Source organism: Aeromicrobium massiliense JC14 (assembly GCF_000312105.1).
Lineage (GTDB): Bacteria > Actinomycetota > Actinomycetes > Propionibacteriales > Nocardioidaceae > Aeromicrobium > Aeromicrobium massiliense.
This window is the reverse complement of sequence record NZ_HE978636.1, coordinates 692841-710882: the sequence shown is the minus strand read 5'-3', so window position 1 is coordinate 710882 and position 18042 is coordinate 692841. Positions and strand designations below refer to the sequence as shown.

Here is an 18042-nt window from a genome sequence, read left to right as displayed (position 1 = left end):
GACGGGGCGGGACCGATCCGGTCCCGCCCCGTCGCACGTCCACCCCACCCCTGGAGGACTCCATGACCACCGAGGTGCTCGCCCCGAGCGACCCACCTGTCACCACGTCGTCGCGACGCGGTGGCCTTCCGCCGCTGGCCCGCTACCTGCTGGTCCGGCTCGCCCTGATCATCCCCATGCTGTGGGTGCTGGTCACGACCGTCTTCGTGCTGATGCGCGTCATCGGCGACCCGATCACGGCGGCCAACGCCGGACGGCTCACCGCCGAGCAGATCGCCGAGCGCAAGGAGGCGGCCGGCCTGGACCGTCCGCTCATCCAGCAGTACTGGGAGTACCTGTCCGGGCTGCTGCACGGCGACTTCGGCACCACGCTGACCGACAACCGCGAGATCAGCGAGATCCTGGTCAAGAACGGTGCCGCGACGCTCGAGCTGAGCATCTACGCGCTGATCGTGGCCTTCGCCGTCGCGATCCCGCTGGGCCGGCTCGCCGCCCGCAAGCGCGACCAGCTGCCCGACGTCGTGCTGCGCCTGCTGGCGATCCTGTTCTACGCCGCCCCCGTCTTCTTCGTCGGCCTGCTGCTCAAGCTCGCCGTCTCCCCGTACGGCTGGCCGACGTCCGGACGCGCCTCGATCACCACCGAGCTCGCGCTGCAGGACGTCAAGCCCAAGACCAACATCCTGCTGATCGACGCGATCCTGTGGGGCGACCCGGCGTACGTGTGGGACGTCGTCCAGCACGCCGTGCTGCCGGCCCTCGCCCTGGGCCTGCTCACCGGTGGCGTCTTCCTGCGCCTGGTGCGGGTCAACCTGATCCAGACCCTGCGCGCCGACTACGTCACCGCCGCCCGCGCCCGCGGCGTCAAGGAGCGCCGCGTCGTCGGCAAGCACGCCTTCCGCAACGCGCTCGTGCCGGTCGTGACCGTCATGGGCCTGCAGATCGCGATGCTCCTGGGCGGTGCGGTGCTCACCGAGACCACCTTCGAGTGGGACGGCCTGGGCCTGCAGCTGGCCGACTACCTCGTCCGCCGCGACTTCCTGGCGGTGCAGGGCATCGTCACGCTCATCGCGCTCATCGTCTGCGTGTTCAGCTTCCTGATCGACGTGGTCGTGGCGCTCGTCGACCCGAGGGTGAGGTTCTGATGCGTCTTCCCGTCCCCCGCGTCGTGCGCGACTCGCACGGCCTGCAGCGGTTCATGCTCGTCCTGGGCATCGTCATCGTCCTGGCGTTCATCCTCGTCGCGATCCTCGCGCCGTGGATCGCGCCGTACGACTTCAACGCCGACCGCGACGCCGGCGGCGTCTTCGGCACCCAGCAGGCTCCGTCGGCCGACCACTGGTTCGGCACCAACGTCGGCGGCACCGACGTGTTCTCGCGGGTCGTCTACGGCGCCCGCACCGCGGTCGAGGTGATCGTGGTCGCCGTGGTGCTGTCCTCGCTCATCGGCGTCCCGCTGGGCCTGGTCTCGGGCTACCTCGGTGGCGCGCTCGACCGGGGTCTCCTGCTGGTCATGGACGCGCTGTACGCGTTCCCGTCGCTGCTGCTGGCCATCGTCGTCTCGATCGTCGTCTCCGGCGGGTCGAGCGGTGCGCTCGGCGGCATCCTCGCCGCGGCGATCTCGATCACCGTGGTCTTCGTGCCGCAGTACTACCGCGTCATCCGCAACGCGACCGTCGCGGTCAAGGTCGAGCCGTACGTCGACGCCGCCCGCGTCGCCGGCGTGCGCACGCCGCGCATCCTGGGCCGCCACGTGCTGGCGAACGTCGCCCAGACGCTGCCGGTCATCGCGACGCTCAACGCGTCCGAGGCGATCCTCACCCTGGCCGGGCTCGGCTTCCTGGGCTTCGGCATCGAGCCGTCGGCCGCGGCCGAGTGGGGCTACGACCTGAACAAGGCGCTCTCGGACGCGTCCAACGGCATCTGGTGGACCGGGCTGTTCCCGGGCCTGGCCATCGTGCTGGTCGTCCTGGGCGTGACGCTGGTCGGCGAGAGCCTCAACGACGTCATGAACCCGCTGCTGCGCACGCGCGGCGGCGAGGCGTCCGAGGCCGCGGTGGAGCCCGAGCTGGACCAGGCCGTCGAGCCGACCACCACGGTCGCCACCGACGACCGCCGGGTCGCGGCGCTGTCGCTGACCGACCTGTCGGTCTCCTTCCGCACCGACGGGGCGCCGATCCGGGCGGTCGACCGCATCTCCTACGACGTCGCCCCGGGCGAGGTGCTGGCCGTGGTCGGCGAGTCCGGGTCGGGCAAGTCCGTCAGCTCGCGCGCGGTCATGGGCCTGCTGCCCGGCACCGCCACCGCCGAGGGGTCGGCCGTGCTGACCCGCGGCGGGGAGCAGACCGAGCTGATCGGCCTGTCCGACAGCGCGCTGCGCCCGATCCGCGGCGACCAGGTGTCGATGGTCTTCCAGGAGCCGTCCACGGCGCTCAACCCGGTGCACACGGTGGGCGCGCAGCTCGTCGAGGGCATCCGGGCGCACCGCGACGTCTCCAAGAAGGAGGCGCGGGCCCGGGCGGTCGAGCTGCTCGAGCTGGTCGGGCTGCCCGACCCCGAGCGCCGCGTCGACTACTACCCGCACCAGCTCTCGGGCGGTCAGAAGCAGCGCGTCGTCATCGCCATGGCGATCGCCTGCGACCCGGACGTCATCATCGCCGACGAGCCCACGACCGCCCTGGACGTCACCGTGCAGGCGGCGATCCTGGAGCTGCTGCTGAGCCTGCGCGACCGGCTCGGCACCGCCATCGTGCTCATCACGCACAACATGGGCGTCGTCGCCGACGTCGCCGACCGGGTCGTGGTCATGTACCGCGGCCAGGTCGTCGAGCAGGCGCCGGTGCACGAGCTGTTCGCCGCCCCGCAGCACCCGTACACGCAGCGCCTGCTCGACGCGGTGCCGCACCTGGGCGCCGAGGACGGGCCGGGCGAGGTCGACCCGTCGGCCGACGTCGTGCTCGAGGTCGAGAACCTCGTCGTGGAGTTCCCCGGCGGATTCGGCGAGCCGAGCTTCCGTGCCGTGGACGACGTCAGCCTGACCATCCGCCGCGGCGAGGTGCTGGCCCTGGTCGGGGAGTCCGGCTCGGGCAAGTCGACCGTCGGACGCACGACGGTGGGCCTCCAGCAGCCGACGTCCGGCCTGGTGCGGGTGAGCGGCACGACGGTCTCAGGCCTGTCGGACCGCCAGCTGCGTCCGATGCGCGAGCGCTTCGGGTTCGTCTTCCAGGACCCGGCCGCCTCGCTCAACCCGCGGCTGTCGATCGGGCAGACCCTGGCCGAGCCGCTGCACGTCCACCGCGACCTGCCGGCCGCGGAGGTGCAGCAGCGCGTCCGCACGCTGCTCGAGGACGTGGAGCTGCCGGCGGCGTTCGCCGAGCGCTACCCGCACGAGCTGTCCGGTGGCCAGCGCCAGCGCGTGAGCCTGGCTCGCGCGATCGCGCTGGACCCGGACCTGCTCATCGCCGACGAGCCGACGTCCGCCCTGGACGTGTCGGTGCAGGCGCGGGTGCTGGAGCTGTTCGTCGAGCTGCAGCAGCGGCGCGGGTTCGCCTGCCTGTTCATCACCCACGACCTGGCGGTCGTGGACCGGCTCGCGAACCGCGTGGCCGTGATGCAGGCCGGCCGGCTCGTGGAGGTGGGCCCGCGCGCCCAGGTGCTCGGCTCGCCGGCCGAGGACTACACGCGCCGTCTCGTGGCGGCCGTGCCGGTGCCGGACCCGGTCGAGCAGCAGCGCCGTCGCGCCGAGCACGCGCAGCTGCTGGTCGAGGGCTGAGCCGCGGGGCCGCGGCGCGCGCTACTTGCGCGCGTCGCGGTCCCAGGCGTGCTTGGCGGCCAGCACCGCCGCCTGGGTGCGTCGCTCCAGGCCGAGCTTGGAGAGCAGCCGGGTGACGTTGTTCTTGACCGTCTTCTCGGCCAGGAACAGCTCGGCGGCGATCTCGCGGTTCGTCATCCCGCGCCCGATCAGGTCGAGCACCGTGCGCTCGCGCTCGGACAGCTGGTCCAGCTGCGAGTCGTCGGGCTTGCCCTCGCGGATGCGGGTGAGCACGCGGCTGGTCATCACCGGGTCGAGCATCGACTTGCCCGCCGCGACCTGGCGCACCGCGTCGAGCAGGTCGGTGCCGCGCACCTGCTTGAGCACGTAGCCCGAGGCGCCGGCCATGATCGCGGCGAACAGCGCCTCGTCGTCCTCGTAGGACGTCAGGAACAGCACCCGCAGCCCCGGCATGGTGTGGCGCAGCTCGCGGCACAGGTCGACGCCGGAGGAGTCCGGCAGCCGGACGTCCAGCAGCGCCATGTCGGGCTGCAGCGCCGGGATGCGGTCGAGCGCCTGCTGGGCCGAGTCGGCCTCGCCCACGACCTCCAGGCCGGGCTCGGCGTCGAGCAGCCCCTTCACCCCCTGCCGCACGATCGGATGGTCGTCGACCAGGAAGATCCGCACGTCGCTCATCGCACCGCCTCTCCGGGCACCTGCCACAGCACCTCGACGCCCCCGTCGGGCCGGTCGCGCACGGCGCACGACCCGCCCAGGCCCTCGGCCCGGTGCGCCATGTTCAGCAGTCCACCGCGCGGGGCGTGCCCGCGCAGTCCACGACCGTCGTCGGTCACGCGCACCAGCACACCCTCGTGCACGCTCGCGCGCACCTCGACGTCGATGCTGGACGCTCCCGCGTGACGCACCGCGTTCGAGACCGCCTCGCCCAGCACGCCCAGCACCTGGTGGCGCAGCGGGCCCACGACGAGCGTGTCGACCGGGCCGTCGACCACGAGCCGCGGCCGGAAGCCGACGCTGCGCGCGACGACGTCGCTGAGCCGCAGCAGCTCGGTGCGGACGCCCTCGTCCTCGGCGGTGGACAGCTCGAAGATCGTGCGGCGGATGTCCTGGATGGTCTCGTCGAGCTGGTCGACGGCCTGCGACACCTGGTCGGCGACCGGACCCGGCTCGAGCCGGCGGCCGAGCACCTCCAGCCCCAGGGCGGTGCCGTAGAGCCGCTGGATGACGAAGTCGTGCAGGTCGCGGCCGATGCGGTCGCGGTCCTCGAGCACGGCGAGCCGGTCGCGGTCGGCGCGCGCCCGCGCCACCTGCACGACGAGGCCGGCCTGGTCGCAGAAGCGCTGCGGCAGCGTCGGGTCGAGCTGCCAGCTGCCCGGGGCCAGCCGCTCGCGCCAGCCGAGGGCGAGGACGCCGACGTGCTCGTCGCCGGGCAGCGGCAGCAGGATGACCGACCGCAGCTGCGGCCAGCGCTCCTCCTCGCCGGGCAGGTACAGCGGCTCGAGGTCGGTGTCGGGGACGACGAGCCCCGCGCCCGTGCGCACGACCTCGGCGGGCAGGCCGTCCGGGCGGGTCAGCTCGCCGACGAGGGCCGGCGGCACGTCGCGCCCGGCGACGACCTCGACCGCGAGGCTGGTGTCGTCGCGCGGGAGCAGCACGGCCACGAAGTCGGCGTCGACGGCGGCCAGGGCACGGTCGGCCACGAGCTGCAGCGCGGACGCCTGCGACACCGGACCGACCAGCACCGCGGCGATGTCGGCGGCGGCCTCGGCCCAGGCGCGCTGGCGGCGGGCCCGCTCGTGCAGCCGGACGTGCTCGATGGTGGGGCCCAGCACGTCGGCGAAGACGGCCGCGAGCCGCCGGTCGTGCTCGTCGAAGCCGGGACCGCCGGGCGTCTGCTTGCCGCGCAGGTGGAGGCGTCCGTAGGCGACGCCGCCGACGTGGACGGCGTGGGCGACGCTGTCGGGCCCCAGGTCGGCGTCGGCGGCGAGCAGCGCGGCGCGGTCCGCGGCGTCGGACAGGGCGGCGCGGGTGGCGTCGTCCAGGCCGTGATCGACGACGCGCGCGTCGCCGGGGACGTGCTCGTCGACGTAGACGAGCAGGGCGAGCCGGGCGCCGACCTCACGGCAGGCGCGGACGAGCACCCGGCGCAGGACGACCTCGAGCGGGGCGTCGGGCGCGAGGTCCGGGGCGGCGTCGAGGACGCCGGGGGTGCGCGGTCCGGCCAGGGATCCGCTCACGTGGTCCTCAGCTCCGTCCGCACGCGGGCAGTCTAGGCGACCTCAGGGACCGTCGGGCCATCCTGGGCCGGGACCTCCGGTCCACCCGGCGGGACGTCCATCGCCGCGGGCGGTCCGTGGATGATCCGCAGGGCCGCCGGGCGCAGCAGGAGCTCCAGTCCCCACGCCGTCAGCAGCAGCACCACGGCGCGGCCGACCGCGTCGTCCCCGGTCATCGTGCCGGCGCCGGCGCCGACGAACGCGGGCACCGAGCAGACGAGCGCCAGGAGCAGCGCGAGCAGGCTGGGCGGCCTCATCGGACGCCCACCGCCTCGGGCTGGCCGACGACGCCGACGGCGTGGACGTCGCCACCGCCGTCGACCTCGGAGTACGAGACGACCGGCAGCGTCGGCAGGGCCGGGGCGAGCATCCGGCGCAGCGCGGGGCGGATCTGCGGGGCGCACACGAGCACGGGGCGCACCCCGGCGTTCTCGGCCTGGGTGGCCAGGTCGGCGGCCGAGGCCATGACCTGCTGGGCCGAGACCGGGTCCAGCGCGATGACGTGGCCCCGGTCGCCGGGGCGCATGGCCTCGAGCATCCGGTGCTCCAGCGTGGGCTCCAGCGTGATGACGTTGAGCACGCCGTCGGTGACGTACGGCTCGACGATCGCCGGGCCCAGGCCCAGGCGGGCGGCGTCGACGAGCGCGTCGACGTCCTTGGTGTCGCGCGCCTTGAGCGACAGCGACTCGAAGATGCCGACCAGGTTGCGCACCGGCACCTGCTCGTCGAGCAGGCCCTGCAGGACGCGCTGGATCTCGCCCAGGCTCAGCTGGGCCGGGGTCAGCTCCTCCACCACGGTCGGGTTGGAGCGCTTCACCACCTGCACGAGCATCGCCACGTCCTCGCGGCCCAGCAGGCGCGAGGCGTTGCGAGTGACGACCTCGGAGAGGTGGGTCGTGATGACCGACGCCCGGTCGACGACGGTCGCGCCGAGCACCTCGGCCTGGTGGCGCAGCTCGGCGGCGACCCAGCGGGCGTCCAGGCCGAACACCGGCTCCTTGGTCGGCTCGCCGGGCAGGGCGTTGAGCCCGTCGCCGATGGCCAGGACGGTGCCGCGCGGCGCCTGGCCGCGGGCGACCTCGACGCCGAACATCGTGATCCGGTAGGTGCGGGCGGGCAGCTCGAGGTTGTCGCGGGTGCGGACGGGCGGGATGACGACGCCGACGTCGCCGGCGATCTTGCGGCGCAGCGCCTTGACCCGGTCGAGCAGGTCGCCGCCGACGCTGCGGTCGACCAGGTCGATGATGTCGGCCGACAGCTCCAGGCCGAGCGGGTCGACCTGCACCTGGGCGGCGATCGTCTCGGGCAGCTCGGCCACGGCCTCGGGCACGTCGTCGGGCAGGACGACGGGCTCCTTGGCCAGCTCGGCCGCCACCCGGGCCGACAGGATCAGCAGCACGCCGCCGACCAGGATGAAGGGCACCTTCGGCAGGCCCGGGATGAGGCACATGAACAGCGCGGCGCCGCCCGCGATGCGCATCGGCATCGGGTTCTGGGTGAGCTGGCGCAGGATGTCCGAGCCCATGTCGTCGTCCGCGGTGGACCGCGTGACGACGAGGCCGGTGGCGACCGAGAGCAGCAGGGCGGGGATCTGCGAGACCAGGCCGTCGCCGACGCTCAGCAGGCTGTAGGTCTCGACCGCCTCGCCGAAGCTCATGCCCATCTGAGCCATGCCGACGGCGAAGCCGGCGATCAGGTTGACCAGCGTGATGATGATGGCCGCGATCGCGTCGCCCTTGACGAACTTCGACGCACCGTCCATCGCGCCGTAGAAGTCGGCCTCCGCGTGCACCTCGGTGCGCCGCCGGCGGGCCTCCTCCTCGTCGATGAGGCCGGAGTTGAGGTCGGCGTCGATCGCCATCTGCTTGCCGGGCATGGCATCGAGGGTGAAGCGCGCCCCGACCTCGGCCACACGGCCGGCACCGTTGGTGATGACCACGAACTGGATGATCAGCAGGATCACGAAGATGATCAGGCCGACGATGAGCGAGCCGCCGACGACGAAGTGGCCGAAGGTCTCGATGACCTTGCCGGCGTGGGCCTCGGTGAGCACCAGGCGGGTCGCGCTGACGTTGAGCGCGAGCCGGAACAGCGTCATCACCAGCAGGATCGCGGGGAAGGCGGCGAAGTCGAGCGGCTTCTTGACGAACATCGCCACCATCAGCACCAGGATGCTGGTGGTGAGGTTGACGACCAGGAGCAGGTCGAGCACGGGCGCCGGCATCGGCACGACGAGCATGACGACGATCAGCACGACGCCGACGGGCACGCCCAGCTGCTTGAGCCGCTTGCGATCCATGGGTGGGTGACACCTTTCGGGGGTCGACGAGACCGGCGACCGTCCCTGGCCTGGTTGGCGACGCCGTCCTGGTGTCGTTGCCCCTATCGGCCGGGCGGTTCCTCGGCTGAGGGGTTTCGCGGACGCCGTCGGCCGGCCGGCAGCACGTCGGGCAGCGGCTCGTCCCCGCGCGGCGACCGGTGCTCGCCCGCGGCCTGGCCGCTGCGCTTGCGGCTGATGACGTAGGCCAGCACCTGGGCGACGGCGGCGAACAGCTCGGGCGGGATCTGCTGGCCCACCCGGGCCGCGCGGTACAGCGCCCGGGCGAGCGGCACGTCCTGCACGAGCGGGACGCGGTTCTCGGTGGCCACCTCGCGGATGCGGGCGGCGACGGCGCCGGCGCCACGGGCGGTGACGACGGGCGCGCCGGCGCCGTCGGGGTAGCTCAGCGCGATCGCGACGTGGGTGGGGTTGACCAGCACGACGTCGGCGTTGGCGGTGTCGGCGATCATCCGGTTGCGCGAGGCGGCGATCTGGCGCGAGCGGATCGCGCCCTTGAGCAGCGGGTCGCCCTCGCTGTTCTTGTGCTCCTGCTTGACCTCCTGCTTGGTCATGCGGGTCTGCTTGCCGACCTTGCGGCGCTGGAACAGGTAGTCGGCCGCGGCCATGAGCACGCCGGCCAGCGCCACCCAGCGCACGAGCGTGACGACGTCGGCGGTGACCTGGTCGATCATCGAGCTGACCGAGTAGAAGCGGCCGACGAGCGGGATGATGCCCTGGATGGAGGTCCAGACCAGGATGCCCACGAGCGCGGACTTCACCAGCACCTTGGCGCCCTCCCACAGCGCCTGGAGGCCGAACACCCGCTTGAATCCCGTGATCGGGTTGAGCTTCTTGGCCGACGGCTTGACCGCCTTGGTGGCCAGGTAGAAGCCGCCCTGGGCCAGCGCGCCGGCGACGCCGACGACCATGACGCCGCTGCCCAGCAGCACCAGCGCGAACAGCGCGTGCGTCGCGGCCGAGCCGAGCAGGCTCAGCGCGTGCGCCGGGTCCGCCTCCTCCAGGCCGGTGAACGACTCGGCCATGATGTCGCGCAGCGCACCGAGCTCACGGCCCACCAGCGCCGGCAGGAACAGGGCGAACAGCAGGAGGGCCGACCAGCCGCCGATCTCCGGCGTCCGCGGTACCTGGCCCTCCTTGCGGTTCTCCTTGTTCTTCTTGGCTGTGGGTTTCTCAGTCTTCTCCTCGCTCCCGCTCGCCATCAGCCACCTCCCGCCAGCGTGGACATCGCCTCGAGGATCAGCTCGACGAGACGGTCGATGACGCCCGGCAGCACCGGGAAGGACATGCCGACGACCAGCAGGGTGAGCCCGATCTTCGCCGGGAACATCACGTTGATCGCGTTGAGGTGCGGCGCGATCTTGGTCAGCAGCGCCAGGCCGAGGTCGGCCACGAACAGCACCGCCACGAGCGGCAGGGCGATCTGCACCGCGGTCACGAAGAACACGCCGAACGCGGTCGTCAGCACCTCCGCACCCGTCGGCATGGAGATCGACTCGCCGACCGGCAGCACGGCGAAGGTCTTCAGCAGCCCGCCGACGATGAGCAGGTGTCCGCCGGAGACGATGAGCAGCGCCATGGCGAGCATGGCGTGGAACTTGCCCATGATCGTGTTCATGGTCATGTTCAGCGGGTCGAAGGCCGCCGAGATGGCGAAGCCGCCGAACAGGTCGATGATGCTGCCGGCCGCCGCGACGGCCGAGAACAGCATCATCGTCACGAAGCCCATGAGCGCGCCGACGAAGACCTGGCCGACGACCTCGAGCAGCAGCCCGAGCGTGGTGCCGGGGATCTCGGCCCCGCCGGTCAGCGGGGCCACGGCCATGGCCAGCCCGACCGCCAGCACGGCCTTCAGGTTGGTGGGGACCGTCCGCCCGGCGAAGGGCGGCGCGATCATCAGCCAGGTGAAGATCCGCACGGAGGCGAGCAGGTAGGCCAGCAGCGGCTCGCCGGCGAGGCTGAGCGTCACGCGGTCACCCGAGCAGGCTCGGCAGCATGTCGAACAGGCCGACCGTGAAGTTCTGCAGCTCGTGCAGCATCCAGTTGCCCGAGACCATGAGCACGACGCCGACGCCGATGAGCTTCGGCACGAAGGCGAGCGTGAACTCCTGGATCTGGGTCATCGACTGGAACAGCGAGACCAGGAAGCCGATGGCGAGGCTGGTGACGAGGATCGGCGCGGAGAGCTTGAGCGCGATGACCATGGCGTGCATCGCGATCTCCAGGACCTGGGTGTCGGTCATGGTGGCCCCCTTACCCGTAGCTCGAGACGAGCGCGGTCACGATGAGGGCCCAGCCGTCGACGAGCACGAACAGCAGCAGCTTGAACGGCAGCGACACGATCGTGGGCGGCATCATCATCATGCCCAGGGCCATGAGCGCGCCGCTGACGACGACGTCGATGACCAGGAACGGGATGAAGATGACGAAGCCGATGATGAAGGCCTGCTTGAGCTCGCTCAGCACGAAGGCCGGGATGAGCGTCGTCAGCGCCACGTCGTCGCGGGTGTCGGGCAGCTCACGCTCGGCCACGTTGCTCAGCAGCTGCAGCTCGGAGTCGCCGGTGTGGGCGATCATGAACTGCCGCAGCGGCTCGATGCCGGCGTTCCACGCGGCGGTCGCGCTGAGGTCGCCGTTCATGTAGGGCTGGATGCCGGCGTCGTTGATGGCGCTCAGCACCGGGGCCATGATGAACAGGCTCAGGAACAGCGCCAGTCCGGCGAGCACCTGGTTGGGCGGCGTCTGCTGCAGGCCCAGCGCGTTGCGGGTCAGGCCCAGCACGACCAGCACCTTGGTGAAGGCGGTGCAGGTCAGGACGATCGCGGGCAGCAGCGAGACGAGCGTCAGCGCGATGATCGTGACGACCGACGTGCTGGGGTCGTTGGTCAGGCCGTCGAGCTCGACGGTGACGTCACCGGGGCCCTGCGGGCCGCGCGGGCCGGCCGCGTGGGCGGGCGCCGCGGCGAGCACGGGCAGGACGGACAGGCCGGCCGTCCAGAGCAGCCGGCGGAGGACTCGGGTCACGCGCGCTTCCTCAGTCCGTCGACGAGCTGGCGCCAGGCCTGCGGGGAGAGCACGGAGCCGTCGAACGAGCCCGTGGGAGCGGTGGCCGGGGTGGCGCCGGTCGCGGCGCCCGGGTCCTCGACCTCGACGGTCGCGATGTCCGGCTCGGGCACCACGAGGTCCTCGGGGTCCACCTCGGCCAGCAGGCTGACCTGGTTGTCGGTGACGCCCAGCACGAGGCCGCGGCCGGCCGTGGTGACGACGACGACCGACGACCCGCGCGAGAGCTGCTGGCGGTGGACGACGTCCAGCACCGAGCCCGAGCTCTGGTAGCGCTTGCCCACGAAGCGCGCGATGAGCAGCATCAGGCCGACCACCAGCGCGAGCGACAGGACGAGCCGCACGAGGACCCCGAGATCCACGGTCAGGCTCCGGCGTTGTCGTCGAGGATCTCGGTGACGCGCAGGCCGAAGTCCTCGTCCACGACGACGACCTCGCCGCGGGCGATGAGCCGGCCGTTGACCAGCAGGTCCGCCGGGCTGCCGGCGGCGCGGTCGAGCTCGAGCACGGTGCCCGGCGTCAGGGCGAGCAGGTCGCGGACGCTCATCTGCGTGCGGCCGAGCTCGACGGTGACGTCCATGATGACGCCGTGCAGCATCTCGATGCCGCGCGCGGGACGCGGGCCGTCGACCAGGCCGGCGGGGGTGCTCGTCGGCGCGGTGCCGACGAACGGGGCCTCGGGGGCGGCGACCGGCGCCGGGGCGGCGGCGGTGTCCGAGACCAGCAGGGCGGCGACCGGCGCGGAGTCGGCGATGACCGAGGCGATGTAGGTCTCGCCCATCTCGGCGTCGATCGCGCCGAGGTCCACGACCCGGGCGCCGGCGGCCGAGCGGCCGAGCTGCTCGGCGGCGGCGTCGATCGCGGGCTGCACGACCGCGGTCAGGTCGAGCTCGCCCAGGGGCGTGTCGGCCAGCGCGGCGACGAGGCCGGGCGCGACCAGCAGGCCGATGCGGCCGCCGGCACCGCCCAGGTCGGCGACGACCGCGGCGGCGAAGGCGCTCACCAGGACCGGCGAGGGACGCTCGGCCGGACCGGCGGTGAGGGCGTCGACCGACGGCAGTGCCGCGGCGGCCGCGACGGCCGCCGACTCGGTGACCTGGGTTTCGACGATGTCCGTCATGACGTGCTCTCCTGGGTGGGGACGATCAGCGCGGCGAGGTGGGCGCCGCGGGCTCCGGGGGTGGCGTGGGCGAAGGTGGTGCCGTCGACGACGACGTCCAGCGGCGCCGAGGACGGGTGGTTGAGCCGCACGACGTCCCCGACGGAGATGCCGTGCAGGGCCTCGGGCGTCAGCGCGGTGGGCCGGAAGCGCACCTGCACGTCGACCGGCACCTGGTCGAACTGCTGACGCAGCGTCTTGGCCGACCGGGCCAGCTCGGCGCGCTCGCGGTCCGAGGCCGGCGCCGGCGAGGACGCCCCGACGAGGTGGGGCAGGATCGAGCTGAACGGCATGCACAGCGACAGGCTGCTGTCGCGGTCGCCGATCTTGAGCTCGAAGGACAGCAGCACGACGACGTCGCCGGCTCCGGCGACCTGGGCGAACTGCGGGCTGTACTCGGTGGCGCGCACCTCGGGGTCGATCGCGACCAGGCCGGACATCGAGTACCGCATCTCGGCCAGCAGCCGGTCGATGAGGCCCGACATCACGTTGCTCTCGATCTCGCTGAGCGCGCGGTGCGGCTGGTCGCCGCGACCGTGGCCGCCGAGCATGTGGTCGACCGCCGCCATGGAGGTCTCCAGCGGGATCTCCATGACGCAGCGGCCCGGGAGCGGGTCGGCCGAGAAGATGGTCATGTGCGTGAGCGCGTCCAGGCCGTCGACGTACTCGGCGTAGCTGCGCTGCTCGATGACGATCAGGTTGACCTGGCAGACGGTGCGCAGCACCGACGTGAACACCGTCGTCGCCTGGCGGGCGAACCCGTCGAAGGCGATCTGCAGCATGCGCGTGTGCTCACGCGAGAGCTGGATGGGACGGCTGAAGTCGTACGGGACGACGGTCGCCGCCCGGTCCCGACGACGCGCTCGGGCGGCCGGCGTGCGGGCATGCCCGTCTGCGTGCTGCGCTGTTTTCACATGAGCACGTATCGTCCGGCCTCCACCGGACCTGAGATGAAACTTTCTACTGCGTGACGAACTCGGTGAAGTACACGTCCATGACCTCGCCGTGGTAGCGGTGGTCGACGACCTCGACCAGCTTCTTGCGCAGCGCCTCGCGGGACTTGGCGTTGACGACCTCGTTGAGCTGGCGGTTGCTGAAGGTGGAGATCATCGAGTCCATCGCCATCGAGCCGTCGAGCTCGTGGGCGCCCTCGACGAGCTGCAGGGCGATGCCGATGCGCAGGTAGTGGCCGCCGGCCAGGTTGACCTGGGTCGCCTCGAGCGGCACGACCTCGCCGGCCACCGGCGCCTCCGCAGCCTCGGCCTCGTCGCCACCGGGCTTGAGGAAGAAGAACCAGCCGGCCGCGGCGAGCGCGACGACGAGCACCAGGATCATGAGCAGCTTCTTCTTGCCGCCCTTCTTCTCCGCGCCCTCCTCGACGGGCATCTGCGAGACGGTCATGAGTTCTCTCCTTCAGGGCTCAGCGACGTGAGCGGGTTGGTGCCGAGCAGCTGCCTGCTCTCGGCGGCGAGCGACGACAGCACGACGATGTCGACGCGCTTGTTGACGTCCTGGGACCCCTTCTTGGCGGGGTCGACGAGCGGCTTCTCGTGGCCGAAGGCCGAGAGGCGCAGCCGCTCCTGGGGCACCTTGCGGGACTCGTGCAGGTAGCGCAGCACCGTGATGGCGCGCGCCGACGACAGGTCCCAGTCGGTGTCGTAGAACTTGGGCTTCACGTCGACCTGGTTGGTGTGGCCGGAGATCTCCAGCGGCGCCTGGATACGACGCAGCACCGGGGCCATGGTGTCGACGACCTCGCGGCCGCGGCTGGACAGCGTCGCCAGGTTCGGCTCGAAGACGATGTGCTTGGAGACCAGGCTGATCACCAGGCCGCGCTCGTCGAGCACCGCCTGCACGTCCTCCTGCAGGCCCTTGGCCTGAAGCGCCGAGCTGATCTCGCGCCACACCTGCGTCAGGTCCTGCGCCTCGGCCTGGGCCTCGGCGTACTGGTGCTGCAGCTGGGACCGGTCGTGGGCGCTGACCGCCTCGTCGATCTTCTGCTGCACCTCGGGGTCGACGCCGCCGAACTGCTCGGAGCTGTCGTCGGCCTTGGCCTGCGGCTCCTCCTGGATCGAGCTGGCCTGCATCGCGCCGTCCGAGCCCTGCATGACCGCGGTCATGCCGAAGCCCTCGCTGAGGCCCTCCTTGAGGGCGGCGTACTTGGCCTCGTCGACCTGGCTCATGGCGTACAGCACCACGAAGAGCACGAAGAGCAGGGTGAGCATGTCCGCGTACGTGACCATCCACCGCTCGTGGTTGACGTGCTCCTCCTCCTGCTTCTTGCGCGCCACGGGTCAGGCCGCCTTCTTGTCGCTGTTGCTCGGACGGTCGGCGACCGGCAGCAGGGACTCGAGCTTCTGGGCGACCAGGCGCGGGTTCGAGCCGGACTGGATCGCGGCGACGCCCTCGATGACCAGCTCCATGCGGGCGACCTCGAGCTGGCCCAGGCGCTTGATCCGGCTGCCCAGCGGGAGCCAGATGGCGTTGGCCGACAGGACGCCCCACAGGGTGGCGACGAACGCGGCGGCGATCAGGTGGCCGAGCTCCTCGGGGGTGCCGAGGTTCTCCATGACGTGCACCAGGCCGAGCACGGTGCCGACGATGCCGATGGTGGGGGCGTAGGCGCCGGCGTCGTTGAAGAACTTGGCCGAGTGCTTGACCTCCTCCTCCTTGGCGTTGACCTCGCCCTCGAGGATCTCGCGCAGCTCGGCGGGGTCCGTGCCGTCGACGGCCATCGTGACGCCGCGGACCAGGAAGGGGTCGTCGATCTTGGCCAGCTCGTCCTCCAGGGCGAGCATGCCCTCGCGGCGGGCCTTCTCGGCCAGCGACACGACGGTCGGCACGACGTCGGCGGCCTTCGCGGGCTTGCCGAGGAAGGCCTCCTTCATGGACGGGATGATGCGCTTCGCGTCGCCCATGGTGCCGCCGGCCAGGCACACCACGATGGTGACGCCGAAGACCAGCAGCAGGGGGGCGGGGAGCAGGACGCTGGTGGGGTCGCCGCCCTCCATGACGGTGAACAGCACCACGAGCACGAACGTCGTGCCGACGCCGATCAGGGTGATGGGATCCATGTCAGAGCTCCTCGTCGTCCAGGTCGTGTCCACGGCGCGGGAGGGTCACCACGGAGCCGCGCCCGGAGGAGGTGGGGGTGTGGGTCTCGGGGCCGAGCAGGTGCCGGCCGGAGTAGAGCTCGCTGCGGTAGTGGGCGACGAGCCCGACGACCTCGGCGGGCGTCTCGGAGACCACGTACTTCTTGCCGTCGACCAGCGTCACGACCGTGTCGCCCGAACGGTCGATCCTCTCGATGAGGTCGCAGTTCAGGATGAAGGTCGTGCCTGAGAGGCGCGTGAGCGTGATCATGTTCCACCAGTCCTTGGCGAGTTCCAGCACAGCCGTCCGTGGCCGCATACAGCACCATCGGCCACCACGAGCGGAACCTGAGCGGTTCGCGTGTCGCGATGGCCGACGGTGCGCGGACGGACGTCAGCGCTTGATGTTGACGAGCTCCTCGAGCACCTGGTCCGACGTCGTGATGACGCGCGAGCTGGCCTGGAAGCCACGCTGGGCGAGGATCAGGTTGGTGAACTCCTGGGAGAGGTCGACGTTCGACATCTCCAGGGCGCCGGAGCGGATCTGGCCGCGCGTGCCCTCGCCGGCGATGCCGACCTGCGCCGGGCCGGAGTTGGCCGACTCGCGGAAGGCGGTGTCGCCGACCTTCTCCAGGCCCATCGGGTTGACGAAGTCGGCCACGGCGATCTGCGCGATGTCGTGCTGCGAGCCGTCGGAGAACACGCCGCGGACCTTGCCGTCCGAGCCGATGTTGTACGACTTCAGCGTCGTGCCGGCCGGCAGGCCGAGGTGGGTGAAGTCGAGCGTGACGTCCTCGAGGTCGGCGCCCCGGGTGCCGTCGGCGGCGATCTCGTAGCCCTGGACGCGCATGCCGGTCGGGCTGACCAGCGAGCCCTGCTCGTCGAAGGTGAACGCGCCGGCGCGGGTGTAGACGTTCTCGGCGCCGTCACGGACGACGAAGAAGCCGTCGCCGCTGAGCATGAGGTCGGTCGGGACGTTGGTGACCTGCGCCGAGCCCTGGCCGAAGTTGGCGTTGGTCGCGGCGACCTGGACGCCCAGGCCGATCTGGATCGGGTTCGTGCCGCCACGGCCGGCGTTCTCGGCCGACGCCGCGGTGAGCATCTGGCTCAGCGTGTCCGAGAAGACGGTGGTGCTGGACTTGAAGCCCGTCGTGTTGGCGTTGGCGATGTTGTTGCCGGTCACGTCGAGCATGGTCTGGTTGACGCGCAGGCCGCTGATGCCGGCGAAGAGGGAGCGAAGCATGGTGTTCTCCTTGGGAGGTCAGGCGGAGGTGCCGGGGGTCGTGGGCGGGGTGGGGGTGGAGCCGTCGGTCACCGAGACGACGTTGAGCATCGGGACCTTGGTGCCGGCCACGTCCAGGACGGGTCCGGTCGCCTCGAAGCTGACACCGTTGACGGTGCCGGTGAGGGTCTTCTTGGGGTCGGCGGGGTCGGCGTAGCTGACCGTGCGGCCGACCAGGCTGCTGGCGCCGAAGGCCATCTGCGACGACTGCAGCGCCGACAGCTGGCTGGCCACGTCCTGCATGACCTCCAGCGACTGGAACTGGGCGGTCTGGGCCATGAACTCCGAGGAGTCCGTGGGGTTCATGGGGTCCTGGTAGCGCAGCTGGGTGACCAGCAGGTTCAGGAACATGCTCTTGTCGTTGGCGGTCGACGACTGCTCACCGACGCTGGAGCCGTTGGCGGTGTTCGTCCACCGACCGGTGGAGGCGTCGACCGGGACGACGGAGTTGACGGGCATGGGGGTCCTTCCTCGTCAGATGGACAGGTCGAGGCCGGCGGAGGCCGCCGCCATGACCGGGGTACGGGTGGGGACGGCGTCGCTGCGCACCGCGGCGCCCGGCGCCGGGGCGAAGCTCCGCGGAGCCTGCTCGCGCAGGCTGTCGCCGCTGGTCTGGCCGCCGCGCTGGTCGGTGGCGCCGCCGGAGCCGGAGTCGGTGATCGTGACCCGGGCCTCGGGCAGGCCGACCGCCTCCAGCAGGCGGCGCAGCTCGGGGCTGCCCTGCTGGAGCGCCGCACGGGCACCCTCGGACGCGCTCAGCACGACGTGCATCTCGTCGTGGCGCTGCACCAGCACGACCCGCACCTGGCCGAGCTCGGCCGGGTCGAGGGTCAGGCTCAGCCGGTGCACGCCCGGGCCGGACTCGGCCAGGCTGGTGACGTGCGGCGCGATCTGGTCGACGATCGCCGCCGGCGTGACCGGGGCGGTCGGCGCGACCGCGGTGGTCGCCACCGGAGCGGTGACCGGGGCCAGCGCGGCGAGACCGGCCGGGGCCTCGACGCGCGCGACCGGCGCGAGCGGCGCCGGGGCGGCCGCCGGCTCGGCCTCGGCGGCAGGCTGCCCC

20 protein-coding genes are annotated in these 18042 nt (G+C 71.9%); 2 read left to right on the top strand and 18 right to left on the bottom strand.

Annotated elements, in window-relative coordinates:
• The first annotated feature begins 62 nt into the window (after positions 1–62).
• Positions 63–1142, top strand: a complete 1080-nt coding sequence (locus HGAM_RS03670; RefSeq protein ID WP_019144119.1) for an ABC transporter permease — start codon at positions 63–65, stop codon at positions 1140–1142.
• Complete coding sequence (locus HGAM_RS03665; RefSeq protein WP_019144118.1) at positions 1142–3769, top strand: ABC transporter ATP-binding protein/permease; 2628 nt, start codon at positions 1142–1144, stop codon at positions 3767–3769. Before HGAM_RS03670 ends, HGAM_RS03665 begins: the two co-directional genes overlap by 1 nt.
• A 21-nt stretch (positions 3770–3790) precedes the next feature.
• Here HGAM_RS03665 and HGAM_RS03660 read toward each other — a convergent pair whose 3' ends face one another.
• From HGAM_RS03660 to HGAM_RS17545, 18 genes are all read right to left on the bottom strand, one after another.
• A complete protein-coding gene (locus tag HGAM_RS03660; RefSeq protein ID WP_019144117.1) occupies positions 3791–4444 on the bottom strand; it encodes a response regulator in 654 nt (217 codons plus the stop codon).
• The gene (locus tag HGAM_RS03655) at positions 4441–6006 is read right to left on the bottom strand and encodes a GAF domain-containing sensor histidine kinase (protein ID WP_019144116.1); all 1566 of its coding nucleotides are present in this window, start codon (positions 6004–6006) and stop codon (positions 4441–4443) included. The genes HGAM_RS03660 and HGAM_RS03655 overlap by 4 nt, the downstream gene beginning before the upstream one ends.
• A gap of 32 nt (positions 6007–6038) precedes the next feature.
• Positions 6039–6302: a hypothetical protein gene (locus HGAM_RS03650; RefSeq protein WP_019144115.1), complete on the bottom strand. Its 264-nt coding sequence runs from the start codon at positions 6300–6302 to the stop codon at positions 6039–6041.
• The gene (gene flhA / locus HGAM_RS03645; RefSeq protein ID WP_019144114.1) at positions 6299–8344 is read right to left on the bottom strand and encodes a flagellar biosynthesis protein FlhA; all 2046 of its coding nucleotides are present in this window, start codon (positions 8342–8344) and stop codon (positions 6299–6301) included. The genes HGAM_RS03650 and flhA overlap by 4 nt, the downstream gene beginning before the upstream one ends.
• Positions 8345–8427: 83 nt before the next feature.
• Positions 8428–9585 carry an EscU/YscU/HrcU family type III secretion system export apparatus switch protein gene (locus HGAM_RS17570; RefSeq protein ID WP_019144113.1) on the bottom strand — a complete coding sequence of 386 codons (1158 nt, stop codon included), beginning with the start codon at positions 9583–9585 and terminating at the stop codon, positions 8428–8430.
• On the bottom strand, positions 9585–10352 hold the full coding sequence (locus HGAM_RS03635) for a flagellar biosynthetic protein FliR (protein ID WP_019144112.1): 768 nt from the start codon (positions 10350–10352) through the stop codon (positions 9585–9587). The genes HGAM_RS17570 and HGAM_RS03635 overlap by 1 nt, the downstream gene beginning before the upstream one ends.
• Before the next feature lie 4 nt (positions 10353–10356).
• On the bottom strand, positions 10357–10626 hold the full coding sequence (locus tag HGAM_RS03630; protein ID WP_019144111.1) for a flagellar biosynthetic protein FliQ: 270 nt from the start codon (positions 10624–10626) through the stop codon (positions 10357–10359).
• Positions 10627–10636: 10 nt separating this feature from the next.
• A complete protein-coding gene (gene fliP, locus HGAM_RS03625; protein ID WP_019144110.1) occupies positions 10637–11407 on the bottom strand; it encodes a flagellar type III secretion system pore protein FliP in 771 nt (256 codons plus the stop codon).
• Entirely contained in the window at positions 11404–11808 is a 405-nt protein-coding gene (locus tag HGAM_RS03620) for a FliO/MopB family protein (protein WP_019144109.1), read from the bottom strand. The genes fliP and HGAM_RS03620 overlap by 4 nt, the downstream gene beginning before the upstream one ends.
• A 2-nt stretch (positions 11809–11810) precedes the next feature.
• The gene (gene fliN, locus HGAM_RS03615) at positions 11811–12566 is read right to left on the bottom strand and encodes a flagellar motor switch protein FliN (protein WP_019144108.1); all 756 of its coding nucleotides are present in this window, start codon (positions 12564–12566) and stop codon (positions 11811–11813) included.
• Positions 12563–13519: a flagellar motor switch protein FliM gene (locus tag HGAM_RS17565; protein ID WP_020691383.1), complete on the bottom strand. Its 957-nt coding sequence runs from the start codon at positions 13517–13519 to the stop codon at positions 12563–12565. Before HGAM_RS17565 ends, fliN begins: the two co-directional genes overlap by 4 nt.
• A gap of 46 nt (positions 13520–13565) precedes the next feature.
• The gene (locus tag HGAM_RS03605) at positions 13566–14006 is read right to left on the bottom strand and encodes a flagellar basal body-associated FliL family protein (RefSeq protein WP_019144106.1); all 441 of its coding nucleotides are present in this window, start codon (positions 14004–14006) and stop codon (positions 13566–13568) included.
• Positions 14003–14896, bottom strand: a complete 894-nt coding sequence (locus HGAM_RS17560; RefSeq protein WP_019144105.1) for a flagellar motor protein MotB — start codon at positions 14894–14896, stop codon at positions 14003–14005. The genes HGAM_RS03605 and HGAM_RS17560 overlap by 4 nt, the downstream gene beginning before the upstream one ends.
• A gap of 3 nt (positions 14897–14899) precedes the next feature.
• Entirely contained in the window at positions 14900–15679 is a 780-nt protein-coding gene (locus HGAM_RS03595) for a motility protein A (RefSeq protein ID WP_019144104.1), read from the bottom strand.
• A gap of 1 nt (position 15680) precedes the next feature.
• Complete coding sequence (locus HGAM_RS19990) at positions 15681–15968, bottom strand: flagellar FlbD family protein (RefSeq protein WP_081591860.1); 288 nt, start codon at positions 15966–15968, stop codon at positions 15681–15683.
• A gap of 123 nt (positions 15969–16091) precedes the next feature.
• Positions 16092–16940: a flagellar hook-basal body complex protein gene (locus tag HGAM_RS03585; RefSeq protein ID WP_019144102.1), complete on the bottom strand. Its 849-nt coding sequence runs from the start codon at positions 16938–16940 to the stop codon at positions 16092–16094.
• 18 nt (positions 16941–16958) lie between these two features.
• Entirely contained in the window at positions 16959–17438 is a 480-nt protein-coding gene (locus HGAM_RS20535) for a flagellar hook assembly protein FlgD (RefSeq protein WP_019144101.1), read from the bottom strand.
• Between the two features lie 15 nt (positions 17439–17453).
• The coding region (locus tag HGAM_RS17545; RefSeq protein WP_019144100.1) for a flagellar hook-length control protein FliK at positions 17454–18042 on the bottom strand (589 nt) is incomplete at its 5' end.